Raw genomic sequence first — 23598 nt, forward strand, 5'->3', positions numbered from 1 at the left:
AGTTCCTGTTACTGCCGGGTAACCTGTGTTCGTGAGTCCGGGGGGCAGAGACGTATGAGCCACTACAGGAGCAATCGGCGAGACCTCGAGTTCAACCTCTTCGAGGTCTTCGGCGCGGACCAGGCGTTCGGCGTCGGCCCGTACGCCGAACTCGACGCCGACACCGCGCGGAGCGTGCTCGTCGAGGTGGAGCGGCTGGCCCGGGAGGATCTGGCCGCCAGCTACGCCTCCAGCGACCGCAACCCGCCGGTCTTCGACCCGGCCACGCACAGCGCGCCGCTGCCCGAGCCGTTCAAGAAGTCCTACCGGGCGTTGATGGCCTCCGAGTTCTGGCGGATGGACCTGCCGACCGAGCTGGACGGCACGATGGCGCCCCGCGCACTCTGGTGGTCGGCCGCCGAGCTGATCCTCGGCGCGAACGCACCACTGTGGATGTACGCCGGTGGGCCCTCCTTCGCGCACACCCTCTATCGGGAGGGCACCGAGCAGCAGAAGAAGTGGGCCAAGCTCTTCGTCGAGAAGCAGTGGGGCGCGACCATGGTGCTCACCGAGCCGGACGCCGGTTCGGACGTGGGCGCCGGCCGGACCCGGGCGATCCCGCAGCCGGACGGTTCGTGGCACATCGAGGGCGTCAAGCGGTTCATCACCAGCGGTGAGCACGACCTGACCGAGAACATCGTCCACTATGTCCTGGCTCGGCCGGTCGGGGTGGAGGGGGCCGGCGGCCCGGGCACCAAGGGGCTCTCGCTGTTCATCGTCCCCAAGTTCCACTTCGACTCCGAAACCGGCGAGCTGGGCGAGCGCAACGGCGTCTACGCGACCAACCTCGAACACAAGATGGGGCTGCGGGTCTCGAACACCTGTGAGATGACCTTCGGCGAGCACGGCGTACCGGCCAAGGGCTGGCTGCTGGGCGACGTACACGACGGCATCCGGCAGATGTTCCTGATCATCGAGTACGCCCGGATGATGGTCGGCACCAAGGCGATCGGCACGCTCTCCACCGGCTACCTCAACGCCCTGGAGTACGCGAAGAGCCGGGTACAGGGCGCCGACCTGGTCCGGTCGACGGACAGGAACGCGCCGCGGGTGACCATCACCCACCATCCGGACGTGCGCCGTTCGCTGATGCTCCAGAAGGCGTACGCCGAGGGCCTCCGGGCGCTGGTCTGCTACACCGCGACCTGGCAGGACCGGATCAACATCGCCGAGGCGAACGGCGACGAGGCGGCCGCGAAGCTGGCGAAGGGCGTCAACGACCTGTTGCTGCCGGTGGTCAAGGGTGTCGGCTCGGAACGGGCCTACGAGCTGCTCGGCCACGAGTCGTTGCAGACGTTCGGCGGCTCCGGTTTCCTCCAGGACTACCCGCTGGAGCAGTACATCCGGGATGCGAAGATCGACACCCTTTACGAGGGTACGACGGCGATCCAGAGTCTCGACCTGTTCTTCCGGAAGATCGTCCGGGACCGCGGTACCAGCCTGATGGCGGTGGCCGACGAGATCACGGCGTTCGTGGAGTCCGGCGGCGGGGAGCCGACCCAGGATTCGGCCGAGCCGGGTGACGGGCGGCTGAAGGAGGAGCGGGCGGCGCTGGGCCGGGCGCTCGGCGAGGTGCAGGCGATGGTCGCCACCATGACCGGGTGGCTCGGGGACGCGCAAGGTGGCGAGGCCCGGGCACTCTACAAGGTCGGGCTCAGCAGCCGGCGCTTCCTGCTCGCCGTCGGTGACCTGGTGGTCGGCTGGCTGCTGCAACGGCAGGCCGAGGTCGCGCTGCGGGCACTGAGCGGCGATGTGAGCCCGGCGGACAAGGCGTTCTACACCGGCAAGCTGGCCGCCGCCCGGTTCTTCGCCCGGGAGGTGCTGCCCCGGATCGGCGCGGACCGGCGAATCGTCCAGGGCGCCGACCTGGAGCTGATGGACCTGCCCGAGGAAGCCTTCTAGTCGGACGCGACCGAGAGCGATTTTCGGCGGCCGGTGGAGCTGTTGCTCCCCGGCCGCCGCGCTATTCTTGAGGCGGTGCTAGGAGCAGTTTGACCTGATTTGTCATGAAAGCCCACGACCCATCGCACGGGGGAGTGCAGCGGACATGGGCATCGGTACGGGAATTTTCCTCATCACCCTGGGAGCCATCCTGACGTTCGCGGTGAGGGCGAACGTATGGTGGCTCGATCTTCGGGCGGTCGGCTGGGTCCTCATCCTGGCCGGGGTCGCGGTGCTGGCCACCACGATGTGGTACTGGCAGGACCGCAAGAAGCGGGCGCGGACCCTGATCGTCGAGGAGAACAGGCTGTCGCATCCGACGGCGATGATGCCGCCGCCGCCGGATCCGCCGCCGCCGAGCGCGCCACCCACCTGACATCCCCGGTGCCCGGCCTGGTGGGATATGCCACCCGTCCGGGCACCGGTCCGTCCGGGCACCGGTCCGTCCAGCACGTGGCCGGCCGCGCGGTCAGCCCCGGGCGGTGTGCCACTTCACGATCGGTCCCGCCTGGGCGGCCACGTCCGCCCACTCACCATCGATGCGGTGGATCACGATTCCGCCGGTACGCAGCCCTTCGGGGTCGGCGTGCACCGGATCGAGCAGAGTGGACAGTTCCGAAATAGCCGGGTTGTGCCCGATCAGCAGCAGGGTGCCGGCCTCCGGATCCGTGGCGCGGACGAGTTCGAGCAGGTCCGCCGCGTGCCCGTGGTAGATCCGCGGGTCGTACCGGACCGACGGCACTCCGCCGCCGGATGGGCCGGCCGGCGCCGGAGCGGTCTGTCCGGCCGGGACGCCGAGCGGACGGATCGGCGGCGCGGCCATGCCCAACGCGACGTCGTGCCAGGTCTGCCGGGTGCGCTTGGCGGGTGAGCAGACGACCACCGTCGGCAGGTAGCCGCCGTGCCCCAGCCAGGCACCCGCGGCGGCGGCGTCGGCGTGCCCCCGTGCGGTGAGCGGGCGATCGGCGTCCGGTGCGGTCGTCGGCCGTTCGGCCTTCGCGTGCCGGAGCAGCACCAGGGTCCGCCCGGGTACGTCCGGCCGCCCCCCACCCAGGTCACCGTTTCCGCCGGTCCCACCGGCCGCGCTGGTCTCCGTCACGTTGGTCTCCCTGGATAGCCCGGCGTGCACGTCCGGTCCGCCCGGTCCGGCTGGTGCCGCCCGTCCGGTCCGGCCGCCCTCCTGCCGGTTCGGCACCGACAACGACGCTCTACCCAGCTTGCCGGATTCGGATGTGAAACGCCGGGGTATGTCGATGGATGCCGCGACCACAGCCGGAAACGGCACGGCCGGCGGCCCATCGGGCGGGCGATCGACCCGGCGGCACCAGTCGACAGCCTAGGAGGGCGACACAGTGGGCATCGGTGGCAGCATTTTTCTCATTGCGCTCGGCGCGATCCTCGCCTTCGCGGTCGACGTCGAGACGGGCTGGCTCAACCTGAACGTCGTCGGCTGGGTGCTGATGCTCGCCGGTCTGGTCGGACTGGTGATGACCAGTTACCTGTGGCGCAACCGTCGCCGCACGGTCGTCACGCCGGTGGCCGACCCGCGCGTGCCGGTCCGGGAGGAGCAGATCGTCGAGGAGTACCACGACGTGCGACGTCCCGGCCCCCCGCTCTGACCCCGAGGTAGCGGCTGACCACCCGGCTCACCGGGTGTTCCGCCGCAGACGGCATCGCGGCGTTCGGCCGGACAGGTCACCGGGGCGTTCCGCGGGCAGCCCGCGGGCGGTCAGGCGAACAGGGCGAAGTAGATCGCGACGTGATGGCAGATCGCCGCGACCAGGGTGCAGGCGTGGAACAGTTCGTGGTGCCCGAAGACCGTGGGCCACGGGTTCGGCCGGCGTAGCGCGTAGCAGACGGCACCGATGCTGTAGGCCGCGCCTCCGGCCACCAGCAGCGCGAGCACGGTGACCCCGCCCCGGTCCAGGATGTCCGGCAGCACCGCGACGGCCACCCAACCCAGCGCGAGATACAGCGGCGCGGAAACCCAGCGGGGCGCGTGCGGCCAGACCAGCTTCAGCGCCACCCCGGCCACGGCGCCGCCCCAGACGATCAACAGCAGGACGGCCGCGCTCGTCGCCGAGAGGACCAGCAGGCAGAACGGGGTGTACGTTCCGGCGATGAACACGAAGATCATCGAATGGTCCATCCGGCGCATCACCCGGTAGCCGCGCTCGGACCAGACCCGCCGGTGGTAGAGCGCGCTGGTGCCGAAGAGGCCGCAGACCGTGACGCTGTAGACGACGCAGCTGATCAGGGGCGTCCAACCGGGACGGGTGGCGGCGATCGCGCAGAGCACGACGCCGGCCAGCACCGCCACGAAGAAGGCGTACGCGTGCAGCCAGCCTCGCATCCGCGGTTTGCCCAGGTCGACGGGGCGCAGCCGGAGCGGGGCGGAGGTACTCACCAGAACAGGTTACGGCACCGTAGGTTACTCGGGGGTAGTGACCCGGCAGTGCTTCCGGTCACTGCCGCTCCCCCGACCGGTCAGCTGTCCAGACCACGCAGCACGAGCGGCAGCCGGCGTGCCCCGTCCGGGGTGACCCGCACCGGCACGCCCCAGTCCTGGCGGCTCAGGTGGCAGGCGGCGTGCTCGGCCTCGGCGTCGCAGGTGGCGGCCTGCGCGACGACCTGCAGCACCCCGGAGTCGACCCGGTCGTTCAGCACCAGCCGGCGGGACAGCTCGGTCCCCGCCCCGGCACCGTCGAGCAGCAGTTCGGGCGGGGAGGCGGAGACCTCCAGCCGGGTCGAGGGGCCGAGCGAGGAGTCCAGCTTCTGCCCCGGCGGCGGCTCGAAGATGACGTCCAGGGTCAGCTCACCGGCGGCGAGATCCGTCGGCGGACGCTCCGCACGGTGCCGGCTCCCGGCGATCGTGCTTGCCCCGGCCGCGGAGAGGGCGCCCGGCGCCAGCCGGCTCAGCCGGTGCCCGGCCGACTCGACCACCAGCACCTCGCCGTCCCCGGTCAGCACCACGTCGCTCGGCTCCGCGAGCCCGGAGGCGACCGTCGAGACCGTCGCGGTCTCCGGGTCGAACCGCCGGACCGCGCCGTTGTAGGTGTCGGCCACCAGCACCGAACCGTCCGGCAGCGCGCCGACGCCCAGCGGATGCTGGAACAGCGCCTGCTCGGCCGGGCCGTCGACGTGGCCGAAGTCGAAGAGCCCCTGCCCGACGGCGGTGCTCAGTACCCCGTCGGAGACGAACCGCAGTGCGCTGGTCTCACTGTCGGCGATCCACAGCCGACGGCCGTCGGCGGAGGTCGAAAGACCGGAGGGCTGCGCCATCCAGACGTCCGGCAGCGGCCCGTCCCGCAACGCCTCCACGGTGGTGCCGGCGTAGACGCCGACGGTCCGCTTGACCGGGTCGAACCACCAGAGCTGGTGGATGCCGGCCATCGCCACGATCAGGCGGTCGTCGTACCAGGCGAGATCCCACGGGGAGGAGAGGTCGGCGGCGAGCGCGTCGTGCGGGTGACCGTCCACCGTCGAACGCCACTGCCGGCCGGTACCGGCCACGGTGGTCACCTCGCCGGGCCCCAGCCGTACGCCCCGAAGCAGGTGGTTGACGGTGTCCGCCACCACGATGTCGTAGCCGGCGATCTCGGCGGTGTGCTCGGGCAGCCGGCACACCCCCTGCGGCTCGGCGAACCTGGCCACCTCGGCCGGGCCGTCCGACCGCCCCCGCTCGGCGGAGCCGATCCGGCGCAGCACCGTCTCGCCGTCCGGTGCCAGCTCCACCAGGGAGTGCCGGGCCGAGTCCGAGACCAGCAGGTTTCCACCGTCGAGCTCGATCGCCTTGCCGGGGAACCGCAACACGGTCTCCGGCTCGGCCGGTGGCACGTACGGGCCGTCGCCCCGGTGCAGCGTGCCCTTCGCCTCGTGCGTGGCGATCAACTCGTCGAGTAGTCGGGAGAGGCCTTCGGCGTGGCCCTCGCCGGCCATCGAGGCGACGACGTAGCCCTCCGGATCGATCACGTTGAGAGTCGGCCAGGCCTTCGCGGCGTACTGCTGCCAGACCGTCATGTCCGCGTCGTCGAGTACCGGGTGGGCGACGCCGTACCGCTCGACGGCGGCGGTCAGGGCGTCGGGGTCGCGCTCGTGCTCGAACTTCGGCGAGTGCACCCCGATCACCACCAGGGCGTCGCCGTACTTCTCCTCCAGCGGACGCAGTTCGTCCAGCACGTGCAGGCAGTTGATGCAGCAGAAGGTCCAGAAGTCCAACAGGACGCAGCGACCCCGGAGGTCCCGCAACGTCAGCTCCGCTCCGCCGGTGTTGAGCCACCGGCGGCCCTTCAGCTCGGGTGCACGGACGCGGGGCGAAGTAGCCATACCGCCACCCTGCCATGCCGATGCCGGGAAGGCCCCCGGGCCCCGGTCATTGTGCTGCGGCGAACCGGCCGATGGCCTACGGCGAGGAGTTGACCCGTGGCCGTGGCACGGTGGCGCCGGTGCGGCGGCGCATGTCGGCCAGCGCCTCCATCAGGGCGCCGCCCTGCTCGATGGTGATGTGAAAGACCTGCCGATCCTCGAAGTCCGTCCGGGCGAGGCGGATGAAGGGGCGCGGCTCGGGGTCGTCGACGTACTGCACGAGTTGAGCCATGACCTCGACCGCCTGCCGCTCGTCGCGGGGGTTGCAGTCGTACCACCGACTGGCGTGGGTCGGCGGTGAGGAATCCGGGTGGACGCCGCGAAAGGTCGCGGTACATTCGCCCGGGTCACACCAGCCCGGATGAGGATCGGTGGCCATCGGCGGCTCCTTGCGAACTGTCAGGATCTCGGGTTGGGACGTGCGTGGCTGGGGTGCTGGGTCGCCCTGGAGGCGGCGGAGGCCGCGACGCGGTAATCGCGGTCCGCCGCCGGACGAATGTTACGCTGCGTGACTTGACGGCCTCGGTCAGCAGTGCCGGGTAGACCCTACACAATGTGTGGTTGTCCCACTCGGTCAGGTGTCTGGCAGATTGTCGGCCGTAGTCAGTGCGCCGCGCGTCATGCCGGTCACCGGACCGTGGTCAACGCGGCCGGCGCCCGATGGTGGACAACGCCAGATTGCTCTTGACCCGCAACTCGGGGACGAGGAGCAGTTGTCGGAAGGCGTCCAGGTCGGTCGGGGACATACCCGCCTCGATCAGCTTCTGCCGGATCGCACCAGCGGTTCCCCACGGGAGCAGGCATCCGTGGCTGCCGCCGACCCAGGTCCCGGTGTGCCCGACGGTGTCGCACTCCGTCAGCCCCAGGTCGAGCATTGCCCCGTGCACCCGGCGGCCCCACTTCGAGCGGTTCCCGGCGTCCTGCAACGCGGTCTGGAACGCGTCGTGATAGGCCTCGAACAACCGGTCGGCCTCGTCGGGATCCGGTGCTGCCAGCACGCTGGTACGCCAGGTCGGCTCGAACTCCTCGACCGCCAGGACGCCGCCCGGGTTGAGGGCGTCGACGAGTTTCGTGAGGACGTCGATCCGCTGCGGCAGGTGTCCGAGGAGGAGCCGGACGTGGATGAGGTCGAAGCTGCCGGGCAGCGGCTCGGTGACGATGTTGTGCTCGCGTAGGTCCACCCGGGGATCCCGCCGACAGGGGCGCAGGTCGACATCGGTGGCGATCACCTCGCCGCGCGGGGCCAGCCCGGCGATCGTGCCGGCGATGCCGCTCGCGCCCACCGCGACCACCAGACACCGGGCGTCCTGGGATATCCCCGCGTCGCGGAGCCGCTGCTCGCTGAACGGGTCGTACACGCCGGCCAGTGCCCGGAGCATGACGTCGTTGTCGGTTTCGGCGTTCTGGAAGATGTACGTGCTCGGCACGGGTTTCTCCTCGTGAGGCGTCAGGCGGTGGTGTGGTGGATCCAGGGGGTGAGCGCCCGCAGGGTGGCGGTGAGGGCGTAGAAGAGGTTGATGCTCATCGCGGCGAGCACGACGATCGCCGCCCAGGCCAGGGCCGCGTTGGTCCCGGCGTTCTGGATGACGACGCCGAGCCCGTCGGTCGCACCGAACAGCTCGGCGACCGTCGCGCCGATGAGCGCGAGTGGTAGGGCGATCCGGAGGCCGCCGAAGACGTGCGGGAGCGCGGCGGGCACGCGGAACTTCAGGAAGGTGGCCCAGCGCGGAGCGTTGAGGGACCTGGCCAGCTCCACGAGCTCGGCGGGTGTGGCGGTGAGCCCGGTACTGGTGGCCAGGGCGATCGGAAAGAAGCACATCAGCCAGACCAGGACCACCTTCGGCCCTGCTCCGAACCCGCCGATGGTGACGAGTAGCGGCGCGAAGACCGGCTTGGGTGTGCTGCTGATGGTCAACAGCATCGGGTACAGGGCTCGTTCGAGCCGGTGGGACGCTGCGAGGACGGTCCCGAGCAGCACGGCGGAGGCGATCGCGAGAGCAAATCCCGCGATCGCCTCGCCGAGGGTGACGGCTGCGTTCCGCAGCAGATAACCCGGCTCGTCCCAGATCGCCGCGGCCACCGCCGGTGGCCCCGGCACGATGTAGGGCGCGATGTCCAGGGCGACGACCGTCAGCCACCACGTGGCGACGAATCCGGCGATGCCCAGCAGCGGCGTTCCGACGGTGGACAGCGCGGTCCGCCAACGCGGGATAGGTGCGGGGCCTGCGCGGTGCGGCATGCCGACGTGGCCTACCCGACCAGGTCGGGCGCGAGGATGGCGCTCGGGGTGAGGCCCATCGGGATCGTACCGGCAGCCTGGAGGATCGCGATGTTCTTGGCCATCCGCGACTCGTTGAACTGGCCGAGCGGGCCGTCCGACATGCCCTCGACGTACGCCCGCAGGGCCTTGACCTCGGCGACCGCCGCCGCCGGCGGCTGTCCCTGCGTCTCCTTCATCGACGAGTAGATCTGGCCCGCCTCCTCAGGGTGGTTGATCGCGTACTCCAGTCCCCGAAGCAGCGCCCGGTTGAAGCGGCGGACCAGGTCCGGCTTGTTCCGCGCGGTCTCAGTGGTGACACCGATGGCGGAACCGTGCAGGTCGCCGATGTAGTCCGTGAAGGGCAGCGTCACCACATCCTGCTTGGCGACCGTACGAACCGACTCGACCGCCGGGACGAACTGGCTGATCGCGTCCACCTTCTTCTGGGCGAGCATCGCCGCGTGCTGGGTCGCGATCGGGTTGCTCACCCACTTGACCTTGGAAGGGTCGAAGCCAGCCAGTCGCGCATAGGTGCTGAAAAGCAGGTAGTTGATGCCGCCGGGAAGGTAGGAGAGAGTCCGGCCGGCAAGGTCGCGTGGCGTGGCGATCCCGCTCGACTTGAGCGCGACGAAGCAGGCCAGGTTCCGCTGGTGCAGTACGGACGTGAGCCTGAAGTCCTTGAAGCCACCGTTACGGGTGAATTCGATCATCGCGCCGTTCACGTCCACCGTCGCGAAGGTGGCCTGACCCCCGGCCAGGGTCTTCAGGTTGCTCGTGGTGCCCTTGCCCGGAAGGACCTGCACCTCCAGCCCGACCTCGGTGAACCAACCCTTGGCCCGGGCCACGAAGATCGGAGCCTCGCGGCCCTGGAAGCCCGCCCCGCTCAGAATCGAAACCTTCTCCACCGGCTGTTGGCCGCTGTTCTCGCCGTCGCCGTCACCGCAGGCCGCTAGCGTCGCGGTGGCGGTAGCCGCCGCACCGGCCAGTAGGCGGCGGCGGGTCAGTACGAGCGTCATCTGATCTCCTCACACTTGGAAAGCTTGGTAAGCCAAGTTGATGGTCGGGATCCTCCGGCCGAGGGGCGCCCCCGCTACGGGCTGGGCGCGGATGTCCTGTGATGCGGGTCGTGGTCGGGCCGTTGTCGTGGCACGACGAAGGAGCGGGTGCGGACGGGCTCGGAGGAGCCGCCTGCCACGGAGATCACCCGGACCTGCCCAGCCAACTTAGATTGCCAGGTAGGCCAAGTCAACGTCGATGCCTTGGGTTGCTTGTGTTGCCAGGGGCGGCATGGTCCGATCTTGGAGGACTAAACAGGGGGACCTCATATGCCTGCACCTGCCTCGCCGGCCGAGCCGGTGTACCGCCGCGTCATGCGAGACGTGGAAGCCAAGATCGCGAGTGGCGAGCTTCGACCGGGCGACCAGCTACCCTCGATCAGCCAGCTCCGGGAGCAGTACAGGTGCTCGGCGCCGACCATCAAGCAGGCGCTGGCACGGCTACAGGAGCGTGGCGTGCTCCAGGGGCATCAGGGCAGGGGCGTGTACGTTACGCCCGCTCCCGACTGACTCCCGGCGCTGGGGCGGGCCCGGAGTGGGGCCCGCCCGTGGAAACGACAGACGCCCCGCCTGACGGAACCTTGGACCGCAGGCGGGGCGCCGGCCGGTTCGGCCGTAGCGGACCGCTACCCGCCGGCCGGTGCCGCCGCCGGTTGCAGGCAGAGCACCTCCTGGCGGTCCGGTATGACGATCGTCTGCGGAGTGTCCGGTGGGCACTCGTTCTTGTCGGTCACCTTCGAGCCGACCTTGAAGACGCCCTGCTCGGCGCAGTCCGCGATCACCGGGGTACCGCCGGAGTCCTTCACGCAGGCGCCCACCGCCGGGTTGAACGGGGGTGCCGGGTCGTCGCTGTTTATCTTGCCAAGCAGCCAGAGCGTGCCCAGCGGGATCGCCAGCAGCAGTACCGCCGCGATCAGCACCAGGGCCAGCACCTTGCCGTTGCGTACCTGCGGCGTCGGCGGCTCGGTCTTCGTCTCCGACTCCGCCACCTCGGGCTTGAACGAGTCGAACCTGCCCGGCTTGTCGTCGGGGGCACCCCAGCCCGGGCCGGCGGATGCGGGTGCCCCGGACGGAGGCGCGCCGCCAGGCGGCGTCCCGTACGTCCCGGGTCCCGCCCCGGGCGCTCCGTACGCGCCCGCGGAACCGGGCCGGCCAAACCCGGGGCCGTCCCCGTCCGGCCGGCCAAACCCGGGGCCGTCCCCGTCCGGTGGGCCGAAGCCCGGGGCCCCGGGCGGTGGCCCGAAGTCCGGCTGGCCGGGCGGTACGCCGAACCGGTCGGTGCCGGGCGGGGCGGACGTGCCGAACTGGCCCGGGCCGCCCGGGCCGGGACCACCGAAGCGGTCCCCGTCGAAGGGCGCGGGCCCGCTACCGGCGGGTGCGCCGAACTGGCCACCACCGGCCGGCCCGGAGCCGTCGAACCGGTCCGACACGCCCGCTCCGGGCCCGCCGAAGCGGTCCCCGTCGAACGGCGCTGGCCCGCCGAAGCGGTCCTGTTCGGCCTGTCCGGGTCCGCCGAGGCGGTCCTGTTCGGCCTGTCCGGGTCCGCCGGAACGGTTTCCGTCGAATGGGGCCGGCCCGTTCGTGCCGGGCCCGTCCACCGCGACTCCACTTTGCCCGGGCATGCCACCACCGGGACCGGTCAGGTCGGCGAAGGGCGACCCGCTCGACGGCCGGTTCGGGGCGTCGGGCTGCGGTGCCCGGGCGCCAGGAACGGCTACCCGGGTGGCCGGCGGGTCGCCGGGGAAGCCGTCGCCGTGCTCGCCCGGCCCCGGCTGGCCGGGCGGGGCACCATAGACAGCCGGGCCGGCCCGGCGCGCATCGACACCATCCGACCGGCCGCCGTCCCAGCCGTCGCCCGGTGCGCGGGCCGACCGGTCGCTGTCCCAACCGGGTGCGCTGCCCGACCGGTCGCTGTCCCAGCCGGCGGGGCGGGCCGATGGCCCTGGTTGACCGGCGTCCCAGCCGGCCGGCCCGCCCGCCGGACCCGACTGCCGGTCCGGTTCCTCGGTGCCGGCCGGGCGGCCGTACACCCGGGGTTTGGGTGCCGGTACCGAGGCTGCGGCGCCGAGGTCGGCGGGCGGCAGTACCCGGCTCGCCGCCGGTACGGCGGCACTGCCCGCGACGGCCCGGCCGGTTGGCCGGTCGGGTGCGCCGGCCGACTCCGGCTGTCCCGTCACCCCGGGTACCGAGACCCGGCCGGCGACCGCCGCGTCGGTCGGAACCCGCGGTTGCGGTACGGCGACCGATGCGGCCCCGGGCGTGGGCGCCGGAGACTGTGGTGCCGGGGACTGTGGTGCTGCGGACTGTGGTGCCGGGAACTGTGGTGCCGGGGACTGTGGTGCCGCCTCGGGCACGCCGGGCGCCCAGCCACCCTGGTCCCGGGCGGCCGAGCCGTACTCGTCCGGCGTCTGGCGGCCGGCGGGCGGGGAATAGTCGGCCGGTGGTGCCGCCGCCAGGCTGGCTCCGGGGATCCGGGTCTCCTGCGGCGGCAGCGGTACGGCGTTTCCGGGCGAGATCCCCGGTGCCGGACGCGGCTGGTACGCCGGCCCGTCCGGCTCACGCGCGTCGAACTCCGGCTCGCGCCGGGCCAGGTCGGGTTCGCGTCGGTCGAGGTTGGGCGGCCCCGGTCGGTCAAAGGCGGCTTCGCGCTGCTCGAAGGCGGCTTCGTGCCGGTCGAACTCCGGTCGGGACGGCTCGAACGGCCCCGGCCTGTTGTCGCCCGGTCCGGCCGACCAGGTCGGCGGCTGGGGGGCCCAGGCGGACGGCTGCGGTGTGCCGCCGTGCGGCGCGTCCGGCTCGGCGGACCGCTGTGGCTCGGCGGACGGCTGTGCATAGCCGCCCGGCGGGCCGCCGGAGTCCGGGTGGGACCCGGAGTCCGAACCGGACGATGCCTTTCCCCAGACCTCGGCCGCCGGCCACGGCTCACCCTCCGGGATCACCGGACGGTTGATCGGCGGGTAGCTGGGCGGCTCGCCGGGCTGACCGGCACCGGTCCAGCGCGGCGGGCCGGACTGGTTCGGCGGGCTTCCCCACTCCGGTGGGAAGCCCGAGCCGTCCGGCGGCGCCTGCGGTGTGCCGACGGACTCCGGGGGTGGGCCCCAGGGGCCGTCCGGGCGGGCGGCGGGCGCGCCCGGGGCTTCGCCGGGAGCTGCCCAGCCGGCCGGGCCGGGGTGAGCCGGGGCGGCCCCCGCTGATTCGTTCCAGGCCACCGGCGCGCTGGCCCGCCCGGCGGGCGGTGGCGGAGCCCAGCCGAAGTCGGCCGGTGGTGTACCTGCGGAACCTTGGGAACCCTGGGACGGGAACCGGTCGTCGGGGTGTGGTGTGGAATTGTCGTACGGGGTTGGGCCTGCGGCGCCCGGCGCAGCCTCGTCCGGCCACCGGCCGGGGTGCTGCGGATCCTCGGACGTCATGCGCGCGCCTCCTCCATCACATGTCGGCCGCGCCGGTCTCACGCGACGGTCACCAGCCAGGTTGCCGGCGACTCCGGCGTGACACCGGGCTGGGCAAGCTCCCCGCACGGTAACCGGTCCAGGCCGGCACCGCCCGGGCAGCGCGGGTCGCCGGGCCGGTCGTCCAGGCGAGCCGAACTGGCATCTGCTCGGCGCACTTCCTACCGGTTGGTCGGGGCGGCGACCGAGCTTCACCGTACCGGGCGGCGTCGCGGGGACGGTACTCCGGTCGTGGGCGGTTGGGAAACACCGACGGCCCGTCCGGAGCGCTCCGGACGGGCCGTCGATGTGGTGCGGAGGAGGTGAGGAGTCTGTCGCGAGGTCAGCCGTAGTAACGCCGCGTCAGCCGTAGTAACGCTGCGCGGCGATGAGGATCTCGTCGCGGACAGCCGGCGAACTCGTCGCCCGCAGTGCCCGCTGGATCGCCCGCGCGCGGCGCGCGCTCTCCCGGCGGTGACGAATTCGGTTGAGCATGCTCATGGTGTTGCGCCCCCTGGCTATTCGGTTGTGTACCGCGTTTGTCCTCTCTATTGAACCTCGCCGACGCCTTGACTGCCACCGATTATTAGGTGAGCTGAGACACGAGCCGAAGAATCAAAGGTGTGACGGCCAAAACAACGATGATTCCTCGTCACCGAACGGACACAGCCGGTGTGCCCGGGAGTAACCCGGGACACACCGGCTGCCGTCACAGGTGATGCCGTGTGTCGGAGAGTCAGGTCCAGCCGAGCAGCGCCGCCTCCGGATCGGCCAGGAAGTCACCCACGTCACGCAGGAACTTCGAGCCCAGCTCACCGTCGATGATGCGGTGGTCGAAGGAGAGCCCGAGCGTCGTCACCTGGCGGACCTTGACCTTGCCCTTGTGCACCCAGGGCATCTCCCGGACCGCACCGAAGGCCAGGATCGCCGACTCGCCCGGCGGCAGGATCGGCGTACCGGTGTCGACGCCGAAGACGCCGACGTTGGTGATGGTCAGGGTGCCGCCGGACATGTCCGCCGGAGCCGTCTTCCCCGCCTTGGCGGTCTGCACCAGCGCCGTCATCGCGTCCGCCAGCTCGCGTAGGCTGAGCCGGCCGGCGTCCTTGATGTTCGGCACGATCAGGCCGCGCTCGGTCGCCGCCGCGATGCCCAGGTTGACGTACTCCTTGACGACGATCTCGTCGCCGGCCCAGATCGAGTTGACCATTGGGTGCCGACCGACCGCCAGCAGCACGGCCTTGGCGACCAGCAGCAGCGGTGAGATCCGGACGTCCTGCCACTCCCGGCGCTTGCGCAACCGGTCGAGCGCCTTCATCGAGCGCGTCACGTCGACCGTCAGGAACTCGGTGACGTGCGGCGCGGTGAACGCCGACGCCGCCATGTTCTGCGCGGTCAGCTTGCGCACGCCCCGGACCGGGATCCGCTGCTCCCGGTCCGGCCCGAAGGCCGGCGCCGCCGTGCCCGCGCCGGTCAGCGCCGGCTCGGCCGCCGTCGCCGTGCCCGCCGCCGCCCGGTGTACGTCGTCCCGGGTGATCGAGCCGAGCGGCCCCGACCCGGTCAGGGTACGCAGGTCGACCCCGAGATCCTTGGCGAGTTTGCGCACCGGCGGCTTCGCCAGCACCAGTGCACCCGGCGCGGCGGCGTCCCCGCCGGCCCGGGGTGCCGGTGCCGGTGTCACAGCCGCCGGACGTACCGGCTCGACCGCCGCGCGTACCGGTTCCGGAGCCGGTGCGGCGACCGGGGCTGGAACACCGTTCGGAGCGGGTGCGCCGGCACCCTTGCGCGGGCGGCGCTTCGCGGCACCGGTACGCGGGCCGTACCCGACCAGCACCGCCGTCCGGCCACCCGGAGCGGGCCCACCGATCAGGCCGGGCTCGACGGCGCCCTCGGCGGGCGCGATCTCGACGGCGGCCAGCGACGCCGCCGACGGCTCCGGCAGGTCGCCGGCGCCCGGGTCGGTGTCAACGGCGAAGATCGGCGTACCGACGTCGACCACCGCGCCCTCGTCGTGGAAGATCGCGGTGATCCTGCCGCCCCACTTCGCCGGGATCTCGACGGCCGCCTTCGCCGTCTCGACCTCGACGACCGGCTGGTTCAACTCGACGGTGTCGCCGACCGCGACCAGCCACTTGAGGATCTCGCCCTCGGTCAGCCCCTCGCCGAGATCGGGCAGGGGGAACTCCCGCACGCGCGACATCCCGCTCACCACCCGAAGGTGCGGTCGACACCGTCGAGCACCCGGTCGAGGTTGGGCAGGTAGTCCTCCTCCAGCCGGGCGGCCGGATAGGGCGTGTCGAAGCCGGCCACCCGCAGCACGGGGGCCTCCAGGGAGTAGAAGCACTCCTCGGTGACCCGGGCCGCGATCTCGGCGCCGAGGCCGAGGTTGCTGGGCGCCTCGTGCACCACCACGCACCGCCCGGTGCGCTTCACCGACTCGTACACCGGAGCCAGGTCCAGCGGGGAGAGGGTGCGCAGGTCGATGACCTCCAGATCCCGGCCGTCCTCCTCGGCCGCGGTGGCCGCGTCCAGCGCGGTACGCACCATCGGGCCGTACGCCAGCAGCGTGGCGTCCCGGCCCGGCCGAACCACCCGGGAGGCGTGCAGCGGGTAGGCGTCACCGAGCGGGGCGTCCAGCTCCACCTGCCCCTTCTCGTGGTAGCGCCGCTTCGGCTCGAAGAAGACGATCGGGTCGTCCGAGGCGACCGCCTGCTGGATCATCGTGTAGGCGTCCTGCGGCGACGAGCAGGCGACCACCTTGAGCCCGGCGGTGTGCGCGAAGTACGCCTCCGGGGACTCCGAGTGGTGCTCGACCGCGCCGATGCCGCCCCCGAACGGGATCCGGATGACCATCGGCACCCTGACCTTGCCCTGCGAGCGGTAGTGCATCTTCGCCACCTGCGACACGATCTGGTCGTACGCCGGGTAGACGAAGCCGTCGAACTGGATCTCGCAGATCGGCCGGTACCCCCGGATGGAGAGCCCGACCGCGGTGCCGATGATGCCGGACTCGGCGAGCGGGGTGTCGATCACCCGGTTCTCGCCGAAGTCCTTCTGCAGCCCGTCGGTGATCCGGAAGACGCCGCCGAGCTTGCCGACGTCCTCTCCCATGATCACGACCTTGGGGTCGTGTTCCAGTGCGCGGCGCAGGCCGCGGTTGATCGCCTTGCCCAGGGTGAGGGTCTCGGTGGCCATCAGTGCACGCTCCCCTCGAACGAGTCCAGGTAACGGGCGGTGAACTCACGCTGCGCGTCCAGCTCGGGTGAACCGTTCGGGAACACGTGGTCGAAGAGGGTCAGCGGTTCGGGGTCGGGCATCTCCAGCACCCGCTCCCGCAGCCGCAGCGCCTCCTGCTTGGCCTGCTCCTCCACCTCGGCCAGGAACGTGTCGTCCGCGATGCCCTGCCTGGTGAGGAATGCCTTGACCCGGGCGATCGGGTCCTTCGCCTGCCACGCCTCGACCTCGCTGGCGATCCGGTAGCGCGTCGGGTCGTCCGTGGTGGTGTGCGCGCCCATCCGGTACGTGTACGCCTCGATCAGGGTGGGGCCCTGACCGTGACGCGCGTTGTCCAGCGCCGCCCGGGTCACCGCGTACGTCGCGAGCACGTCGTTGCCGTCCACCCGTACCCCGGGGAAGCCGAAACCGGCGGCCCGCTGGTAGAGCGGGATCCGGGTCTGCCGCTCCAACGGCTCGGAGATGGCGTACTGGTTGTTCTGGCAGAAGAAGACGATCGGGGCGTTGAAGACGGCCGACCAGATGAAGGCCTCGTTCACGTCGCCCTGGGCGGATGCGCCGTCGCCGAAGTAGGCGATCACCGCCTCGCCGTCGTCGGTGCCGGTCCGGCCGTCCATGTTCACACCCATGGCGTAGCCGGTGGCGTGCAGGGTCTGCGCACCGATGACGATCGTGTACATGTTGAACTTGAACTCGTTCGGGTCCCAGCCGCCCAGGTCCACGCCGCGGAACAGGCCCAGCGGCATGATCGGGTCGATGCCCCGGCAGTAGAGCACGCCGTGTTCCCGGTAGGTCGGAAAGGCCATGTCCTGCGGCCGCAGCGCCCGACCCGAGCCGACCTGCGCCGCCTCCTGGCCGAGCAGGCTGGCCCAGATGCCCAGCTCACCCTGCCGCTGCAACGCGGTCGCCTCGGCGTCCAGCCGGCGAACCAGCACCAGGTCCCGGTAGAGACCGCGATATTCCTCGTCGGTGAAGTCGACCCGGTACTCCGTACCGTCGGACCAGGTCACCTTGTCGATCCGGTCGCCCTCGGGCGTGAGTAGTTGCACCAGGTCACTGGTGCCGGGGGACTTCCCGCCAGATCGTCCGGACCGGGGTGTGGCTCGTCTGCCGCGGGCCGTACCCGCGGGATCGCCCTTCGCCATCCCTATCTCCCTGTCGTTCGTGCGTCGGCACCGGGGGTGTCCCGACCGCGCAGCTGGTGCGCCCGTCCGGCTGGTGCCGGACCGGGGGTGGCTGCCGCGCCTTTCCCCGGTAGGGGTAGCCACGCGGCTGGACCAGATTCTGGCCGAGCCTGGTCCGTCGAGCGCCGGCACCGCGTCCTGCCTGCCGCGGGGGTGCGCGAAGGTCGCGGCCGCGTTGCCGTCGGCTCCATATTCGCAGAGCAACGCGGTACCGCCACAGGTCGGCCTCGGCCAGATCCGAGCCGCCGCCTGCTTCGCACCACATAAACCGATTTGATCGGGTACGGAAGTCGAGCCGATCAAAACTCGGACCCTGACACGCTGTACGACGCTAGCCAACACAGGGTTACTCAGCCACTGTAGGTAATGGCAGCGTTACTGCTGATCAGATGTGTACCACCCGGCCGCCGCCTGGCCCGCGCCGCCGACGACGAGGAGTTTTCCGTGCCCAACCACGGTTTCCAGCCCCCGCCTCCGGTGCTGCTGGCCCGGCACCGCCGGTCCGGCGGCGCACACGTCGGATATCGGAGGGTGACCGGGGTGCACCGGGCGGAAGGGCTCGGTCGCCCGGCCCGCCGGTACCTGTTCACGGTCGCGCTCCTGGCCGGCACCTCCTCGTTGCCGATCATGGCGACCATCGGCAGCGGCTCGGCGACCGTCTCCGACGGGATGCGCCCGGCCGACGCCACTCCGTTCGTCCCGCCCCCGCCTGGTGCGCTCCCGCAGGTGCGGCCGAGCTATCCGACCGTGCCACCGGTGGCGGAACCGGGACCGGCCGGTACGGGTGCCAGGTCCGAGCGGTCCGGCTGGCTGCCGTTCCTCGTCCCGCCCGGCGCCGTGCCGGTCCGACCCGGCCCCTCCGGAAGCGAACCCGGCCGGCTGTCGCCGCCGATCGCCCCGCCCGTCGGGAACGAGCCGGGCGCGCCGGTACCGCCGGTTCTCGGGCCGCCGACCCAGTCGCCCGCGCCGCCGTCGCCGGTCCCGTCGCCGTCGTCCCCGCCGCCGTCACCGCTGCCGTCGCCGTCCCCGTCGCCGTCCCCGCCGTCGTCCCCGCCGCCGTCGCCGGCGCCCGAGCCGCCGACCGGCCCGCCGTCCACGGCGCCGACCGGTTCACCCGCGCCGACGGGCACGCCGTCCGTCCCGGCCGAGCCGAACTCCTCGCCGGCACCGACCGGTCCCGCACCGACACCGGGCGCGACGGCCTCGGCGGCACCGACCGCCACCCCCGGACCGACGGCCCCCGCGCCGACTCCCGCGCCGACTCCCGCGCCGGTACCCAGCACTCCGCCCGGCGGCACTCCGCCGGCCGCGACGGCGGCCTGAAGCCCGACCAGCGCCACGTGACGTGACGCGGCTTCGTGCCAATCGGTTCCAGGTCGCGCTCGGGCCGGTTCGCTCGGGCCGGCTCGCTCGGGCCGGTTCGGCTCCGGGCCGCTCGGGGCGGTTCGGGGCCGGTTCGGCTTCAGCCTCGGGTGACCGACGGGCGGAGCATCGGCGGGTGCAGCAGTTCGGCCGGGCCGCGCCGGAAGAGCTGGGCTGGCCGGCCCCGGTCGCCCTCGGTGACCCGGCCGGCGGGCTCCACGAACCCCGGGGTGCTGGTGACCTTGCGGTGGAAGTTGCGCGGGTCCAACCGGCTGTTCCAGACGGTCTCGTAGATCGTCCGCAGTCGGGCGATGGTGAACTCCGGGGGACAGAACGCGGTGGCCAGCGGGGTGTACTCGAGCTTGGCCCGGGCCCGTTCGAGCCCGTCGGCCAGGATGACGTCGTGGTCGAAGGCGAGTTGGGCGTCGGCGACCCGGGACACCGGGAGCCAGTCCGCCGCGGCCGCGTCCGTACCGGCCACCGGCGTCGGCAGGTCCGGCAGCAGCGCCAGGTACGCCACGGTGACCACCCGCCCCCGCGGGTCCCGTTTCGGTGACCCGTACGTGCCCAACTGTTCGAGGTGGCCGATCGGCTCGGGAACTCCGGTCTCCTCGGTCAGTTCCCGGGCGGCCGCGTCCGGCAGGTCCTCGTCGAAGCCGACGAACCCGCCGGGCAGCGCCCAGCGGTCCTGGTACGGCGGCACCCCCCGGCGTACCAGCAGAATGCAGAGTTCGTCCGCCCGCACGGTGAGGACCACCAGGTCGACGGTGACGGCGAACGGCGGGTATTCGGCCATCTGAATTATCACCACCTTGACGAGAAGCTACCACAGTGGTTATCGTCAGCAAGACGAGAAAGGATTCGGTCCCTTCCCGCCCGAGGCGGACCGACCTACCGGGACAAGGTCGTCGACCGGCAACGACGGCCTTCGGCGGCGCCGGCCCCCGGGCCGGCGCCGCCGGCCCGATCGGCTGGCGGGGGGCCAGTTCGGTCACCGGCGGTGCCGGCGGGCCCGACCTGCTCTCCCAGGGCGTGGCCCGCCGGCCCTCCGTGACCGATCGTTCCCGCCCCTCCCGCACTACCGGCCGGTAAGCCGACTCGGCTGGACTATTCACCGGCCAGTTACCCGTGGCTATGCTGACCTCCCTCGATAAGACCGGTAACCCCGGTGACCGACAGGGAGGCAGCGTGGGTCGGACCAGCAATCGGTGGAGCCGTGGCCTACTGGCCACCACGCTCGTCACAGCGCTCGCGGTGGTGGCCGCGCCGGCACCGGCACAGGCCAGTTCCGGCCTCGGGAGCCTCGGCTCCTGGGTGCTGCGGAAGGCAGTCACGGCCAAGGGCGTCCAGAAACACCTCAAAGAGCTGCAGAAGATCGCGGACCGCAACAACGGCAACCGCGCTTCCGGCGCACCCGGCTACGACAGGTCCGTCGACTACGCGGAGAAGGTGTTCCGTAAGGCGGGATACCGGGTCACCCGGCAGGCGTTCGACTTCCAGACCTTCCTGATCAACACTCCGTCCGAACTGGAGCGGGTGTCGGCGCCCGCCGGCGACCTGCCACACCGGATCATGAGCTACTCGGGCAGCGCCGACGTGACCGCTCCGGCCAGTGTGCCGGCCGGCGACTCCCAGGGCTGCGAACCGGGCGACTACGGCCCGGCGAACGTCGGCACGATCGTCGTGGTCAGCCGGGGCACCTGCCCGTTCGGGCAGAAGGCCAGCACGGCGGCGGCGTCCGGCGCGGCGGCGGTGGTCATCTACAACAACATCCCGGGTGACCTCTCCGGGACGCTGGGCAACGCGTACACCCTGGACTTCGCCGCCGTCGGCATCTCGCAGGCGCTCGGCCAGGAACTCGTCGGCCAGGTCGCCGGCGGCCTGACCCTGCGGGTCTTCACCGACACCTTCCGGGGGCAGGCCACCACCGAGAACATCTTCGCCGAGTCCCGCTGGGGCGACCCGGGCAACGTGGTGATGGCCGGTGCGCACCTCGACTCGGTGGCGGAGGGCCCGGGCATCAACGACAACGGCAGCGGCAGTGCCGCGCTGCTGGAGATCGCCGAGCAGATGCGCTGGTTCCCCACCAGGAACAAGGTGCGGTTCGCGCTCTGGGGCGCCGAGGAGGCCAACCTGGTCGGCTCGACGTACTACATCGCCAACCTGCCGCAGGCGGAGCGGGACAGGATCGCCCTCTACCTGAACTTCGACATGGTCGGCTCGCCGAACTACGTCCGGTTCGTCTACGACGGCGACAACTCGGCCTTCCCGCCCGGCACCGGGTCGGCGGCCGGGCCGCCCGGCTCGGGCGCGATCGAGAAGCTCTTCCACGACTACTTCCGGTCACAGCGGCTGGCCTCGGCCGAGACGCCGTTCTCCGGGCGCAGTGACTACGGTCCGTTCATCGCGGCCGGGGTGGACATCCCCTCCGGTGGTCTCTTCACCGGGGCAGAGCAGGTCAAGACGGCCGAGGAGGCCCGGGTCTACGGCGGCACCGCCGGTGTCTCCTACGACCCCTGCTACCACCAGGCCTGCGACGACATCGACAACGTCAGCCTGAAGGCGATCGACGAGATGTCCGACGCGATCGCGCACGCGATCATCACGTACGCCTACGACACCCGCAGCCTGGGCACCGCGCTGACCGGCCCGACCGGCGGGACCACCGCGCCGGCCGGCGGCGGTGGCGGCCTGCACGACGACCACGAGGTCGCGATCTGATTCCTCCGGTACGCAGACGCCGGGGCGGCGCGAGTGCGCCACCCCGGCGTCGTTACGTGAAACTGTCGGTGCTCTCCGTTAGCGTGGCGCCCGTGAACGTTCCACCCGTAGCCTTGACCTCGTGGCTTCCCCGACCGATCCCGGAGGTTCTCCGATGAGTGCCGCCCCGATCGCCCTCGACCGCCCCGGCCCGCACGGCTACACCACGGCAGACCTGCACGCCCTGCCCGATGACGGCCGGCGCTACGAGCTGATTGACGGGAGCATCATCGTGTCCCCCTCGGCCACGATCGACCACAACACCATCGCCCGGTGGATAGCAAACATCCTGGAGGATTCCTGTCCTTCTGATGATTACGCTGTCGGCACCGACCAGTCGACCACGGTCGACGCGTACAACGAGCCGCGGCCGGACGTGGTGGTGACCCGGGCGGAGCACCTGCGGCGTACGCCGTTCCCGATCGCCGACGCGCTGCTGGTGGTCGAGGTGGTGTCGCCGACCTCTGCGCTGCGGGACACCGAGACCAAACGGGCGCTCTACGCCCGGGCCGGGGTGCCGGCGTACTGGATCGTGGTGCCCGAGGAGGAGAAGCCGAGCATCTCCCTCGCCGAACTGGTGCTCGACCCGGGAAGCCGGAAATACCGGTACGTCACCCACTACACCACCGAGCCGTTCGCGACCGGGCAGCCGTGGCCGGTCCGGGTGGACCTGCCCGCGCTGACCGCCCGCCGGGCGAAGCTGATGGGCCAGCCGGTCGAGGAAGGCTGACCGGGGGCTATGCCGGGTCCTCGTCCAGGCGCTGCCGGTTCGCCTCGATCCAGGCGTCCAGCGCCGCCGGGTCGTTCGGGTCGACGCCGTCGGCGATGAGCTGGGCCACCGCCGCCGTCGCCGGACTGCGTCGCTCCCCGGTGGTGTAGAGCCGGACGAACTCCGGCACCATCTCCTCGATCGAGCTGTCGGTCTGGGCCGCCGCCTCGGCCGGCAGCCCGCGCAACCGGCCGGCGTACGCCGCCCAGCTCCGGACCACCCTCGGCAGCATCGCGGCGTCGTCCATGTCGAGTACCGCCCGCCGGTGCACCCAGTCGAGCAGCAACAGGCCGGCCACCGCCGGACTCCACCGCAGCGGGTCCGGCTCGGCGAAGGTCGCCGCGTGGTCGAGTACCAGGCTGAGGCAGAAGTGCAGCGAGGCGAGATCGGCCTCGGGTACCTCGGACAGGCCGAACCGGGCGGCCTCGGGCGAGGCGAGGAAGGACCGGACCAACCGGTCCCGCTCGGTCGTGGAGAGCGGCTCGGCCGCGTCGCCGATGACGGCGGTCGGCGCGGGCGGGGGCAGCAGCGCCAGCCGGGCACCGACCAGGGTCCGGTCGGTGGCGAGCGAACCCTGGTCGGGCAGGTCCCCCAACTCGTCGGTGATGTCCAGGTGCCGGGCGACCTCGCCGCGCAGCCGCGCCGGATCCTCCTCCCGGAACCAGGTCAGCGCGTCACCGGCACACATCTGCCGGATCTCGCCGAGGATCCGCTCGGCGGGACCGCCGACGAAGACGTCCTTGGTGATGCCGATGTTGTGGTCGACCAGGGCCACCACCGCGTGCTCCGGGCCACCCGCCGCACTGTCGTCATAGGCGAAGGTGGCGAGGTAGGAGGTTTGGTCGCCGTACACGTCGCCGTAGGCGTAGCTGCCGGTCAGGCGTACCTTGCCGAGCTGGTCGGACCAGGACGGCGCCTGCGCGCCCGGCCGGACCGAGGCGGCGCCGGCGGCGTCCGGCACCAGGGCCGCGAAGACGGTCCGGATCGTGGTCGCGGCGGCGGTACGCCGACGGGACGTCGCGGAGAGGAAGTCGCCCACGAAGTCCCGAACGGCATTGTTGCGATCCTCCTCCGCGATCGCGTAGACGCTGCCCAGCAGTGCGGTGCCGAGCATCTCGGCGTCCAGGGCGCAGTCGAGCTTGGTCACGTCGCGGGCGGCATGCAACACGGCTTCAAAAGGGGTCCGAGGCGAGGCCATGCACCG

General features: G+C 71.7%; 21 protein-coding genes. 6 read left to right on the top strand and 15 right to left on the bottom strand.

Annotated elements, in window-relative coordinates; all coding sequences use genetic code 11:
• Positions 1-54 precede the first annotated feature (54 nt).
• Together ABNF97_RS04770 and ABNF97_RS04775 are read left to right on the top strand one after the other, a co-directional pair.
• Positions 55-1941, top strand: a complete 1887-nt coding sequence (locus ABNF97_RS04770) for an acyl-CoA dehydrogenase C-terminal domain-containing protein (protein ID WP_130461364.1) — start codon at positions 55-57, stop codon at positions 1939-1941.
• Between the two features lie 145 nt (positions 1942-2086).
• A complete protein-coding gene (locus ABNF97_RS04775; protein ID WP_130461365.1) occupies positions 2087-2356 on the top strand; it encodes a DUF6458 family protein in 270 nt (89 codons plus the stop codon).
• 93 nt (positions 2357-2449) lie between these two features.
• On the opposite strand, the gene ABNF97_RS04780 is transcribed toward ABNF97_RS04775, so the two are convergent.
• On the bottom strand, positions 2450-3034 hold the full coding sequence (locus ABNF97_RS04780) for a histidine phosphatase family protein (RefSeq protein WP_130465725.1): 585 nt from the start codon (positions 3032-3034) through the stop codon (positions 2450-2452).
• A gap of 298 nt (positions 3035-3332) precedes the next feature.
• Here ABNF97_RS04780 and ABNF97_RS04785 point away from each other — a divergent pair, with 298 nt between their 5' ends.
• Complete coding sequence (locus tag ABNF97_RS04785) at positions 3333-3599, top strand: DUF6458 family protein (RefSeq protein WP_349337761.1); 267 nt, start codon at positions 3333-3335, stop codon at positions 3597-3599.
• A 110-nt stretch (positions 3600-3709) separates the two neighbouring features.
• On the opposite strand, the gene trhA is transcribed toward ABNF97_RS04785, so the two are convergent.
• The 6 genes from trhA to ABNF97_RS04815 form a co-directional block, all read right to left on the bottom strand.
• Positions 3710-4387 (bottom strand): PAQR family membrane homeostasis protein TrhA, encoded by a 678-nt coding sequence (trhA, locus tag ABNF97_RS04790; RefSeq protein ID WP_130461367.1) that lies wholly within the window; start codon positions 4385-4387, stop codon positions 3710-3712.
• A gap of 80 nt (positions 4388-4467) precedes the next feature.
• Positions 4468-6306: an NHL domain-containing thioredoxin family protein gene (locus tag ABNF97_RS04795; RefSeq protein ID WP_349337762.1), complete on the bottom strand. Its 1839-nt coding sequence runs from the start codon at positions 6304-6306 to the stop codon at positions 4468-4470.
• A 76-nt stretch (positions 6307-6382) separates the two neighbouring features.
• Complete coding sequence (locus ABNF97_RS04800; RefSeq protein ID WP_130461369.1) at positions 6383-6724, bottom strand: hypothetical protein; 342 nt, start codon at positions 6722-6724, stop codon at positions 6383-6385.
• 262 nt (positions 6725-6986) lie between these two features.
• Positions 6987-7772: a class I SAM-dependent methyltransferase gene (locus tag ABNF97_RS04805; RefSeq protein WP_349337763.1), complete on the bottom strand. Its 786-nt coding sequence runs from the start codon at positions 7770-7772 to the stop codon at positions 6987-6989.
• Between the two features lie 20 nt (positions 7773-7792).
• A complete protein-coding gene (locus tag ABNF97_RS04810) occupies positions 7793-8584 on the bottom strand; it encodes an ABC transporter permease subunit (protein WP_130461371.1) in 792 nt (263 codons plus the stop codon).
• A gap of 11 nt (positions 8585-8595) precedes the next feature.
• Positions 8596-9621 carry an ABC transporter substrate-binding protein gene (locus tag ABNF97_RS04815; RefSeq protein ID WP_349337764.1) on the bottom strand — a complete coding sequence of 342 codons (1026 nt, stop codon included), beginning with the start codon at positions 9619-9621 and terminating at the stop codon, positions 8596-8598.
• A 354-nt stretch (positions 9622-9975) separates the two neighbouring features.
• Between ABNF97_RS04815 and ABNF97_RS04820 the strand changes: the two genes are divergently transcribed.
• Complete coding sequence (locus ABNF97_RS04820) at positions 9976-10170, top strand: winged helix-turn-helix domain-containing protein (protein WP_349337765.1); 195 nt, start codon at positions 9976-9978, stop codon at positions 10168-10170.
• 116 nt (positions 10171-10286) lie between these two features.
• Here the strand turns inward: ABNF97_RS04820 and ABNF97_RS04825 are convergent, their stop codons facing one another.
• The 7 genes from ABNF97_RS04825 to ABNF97_RS04855 all read right to left on the bottom strand — a co-directional run bounded on the left by ABNF97_RS04825 (position 10287) and on the right by ABNF97_RS04855 (position 19661).
• On the bottom strand, positions 10287-13070 hold the full coding sequence (locus tag ABNF97_RS04825; protein ID WP_349337766.1) for a hypothetical protein: 2784 nt from the start codon (positions 13068-13070) through the stop codon (positions 10287-10289).
• 381 nt (positions 13071-13451) lie between these two features.
• Complete coding sequence (locus tag ABNF97_RS04830) at positions 13452-13589, bottom strand: hypothetical protein (protein ID WP_165436625.1); 138 nt, start codon at positions 13587-13589, stop codon at positions 13452-13454.
• A 235-nt stretch (positions 13590-13824) separates the two neighbouring features.
• Positions 13825-15285 carry a dihydrolipoamide acetyltransferase family protein gene (locus ABNF97_RS04835; RefSeq protein ID WP_349337767.1) on the bottom strand — a complete coding sequence of 487 codons (1461 nt, stop codon included), beginning with the start codon at positions 15283-15285 and terminating at the stop codon, positions 13825-13827.
• A gap of 5 nt (positions 15286-15290) precedes the next feature.
• Positions 15291-16280, bottom strand: a complete 990-nt coding sequence (locus tag ABNF97_RS04840) for a transketolase C-terminal domain-containing protein (protein ID WP_130461376.1) — start codon at positions 16278-16280, stop codon at positions 15291-15293.
• Positions 16280-17464 carry a pyruvate dehydrogenase (acetyl-transferring) E1 component subunit alpha gene (pdhA, locus tag ABNF97_RS04845; RefSeq protein WP_130461377.1) on the bottom strand — a complete coding sequence of 395 codons (1185 nt, stop codon included), beginning with the start codon at positions 17462-17464 and terminating at the stop codon, positions 16280-16282. The genes ABNF97_RS04840 and pdhA overlap by 1 nt, the downstream gene beginning before the upstream one ends.
• 776 nt (positions 17465-18240) lie before the next feature.
• On the bottom strand, positions 18241-18843 hold the full coding sequence (locus tag ABNF97_RS04850) for a hypothetical protein (protein WP_349337768.1): 603 nt from the start codon (positions 18841-18843) through the stop codon (positions 18241-18243).
• A gap of 122 nt (positions 18844-18965) precedes the next feature.
• Entirely contained in the window at positions 18966-19661 is a 696-nt protein-coding gene (locus tag ABNF97_RS04855) for an NUDIX domain-containing protein (protein WP_130461379.1), read from the bottom strand.
• Positions 19662-20053: 392 nt separating this feature from the next.
• Here ABNF97_RS04855 and ABNF97_RS04860 point away from each other — a divergent pair, with 392 nt between their 5' ends.
• The gene (locus ABNF97_RS04860) at positions 20054-21586 is read left to right on the top strand and encodes a M28 family metallopeptidase (RefSeq protein WP_349337769.1); all 1533 of its coding nucleotides are present in this window, start codon (positions 20054-20056) and stop codon (positions 21584-21586) included.
• A gap of 154 nt (positions 21587-21740) precedes the next feature.
• Positions 21741-22355 carry a Uma2 family endonuclease gene (locus tag ABNF97_RS04865; RefSeq protein WP_349337770.1) on the top strand — a complete coding sequence of 205 codons (615 nt, stop codon included), beginning with the start codon at positions 21741-21743 and terminating at the stop codon, positions 22353-22355.
• 7 nt (positions 22356-22362) lie between these two features.
• Here ABNF97_RS04865 and ABNF97_RS04870 read toward each other — a convergent pair whose 3' ends face one another.
• The gene (locus tag ABNF97_RS04870; RefSeq protein ID WP_130461382.1) at positions 22363-23592 is read right to left on the bottom strand and encodes a glycoside hydrolase family 12 protein; all 1230 of its coding nucleotides are present in this window, start codon (positions 23590-23592) and stop codon (positions 22363-22365) included.
• Positions 23593-23598 lie beyond the last annotated feature (6 nt).

This window comes from Plantactinospora sp. B6F1 (assembly GCF_040120695.1).
In the GTDB taxonomy this organism is placed as follows: domain Bacteria; phylum Actinomycetota; class Actinomycetes; order Mycobacteriales; family Micromonosporaceae; genus Plantactinospora.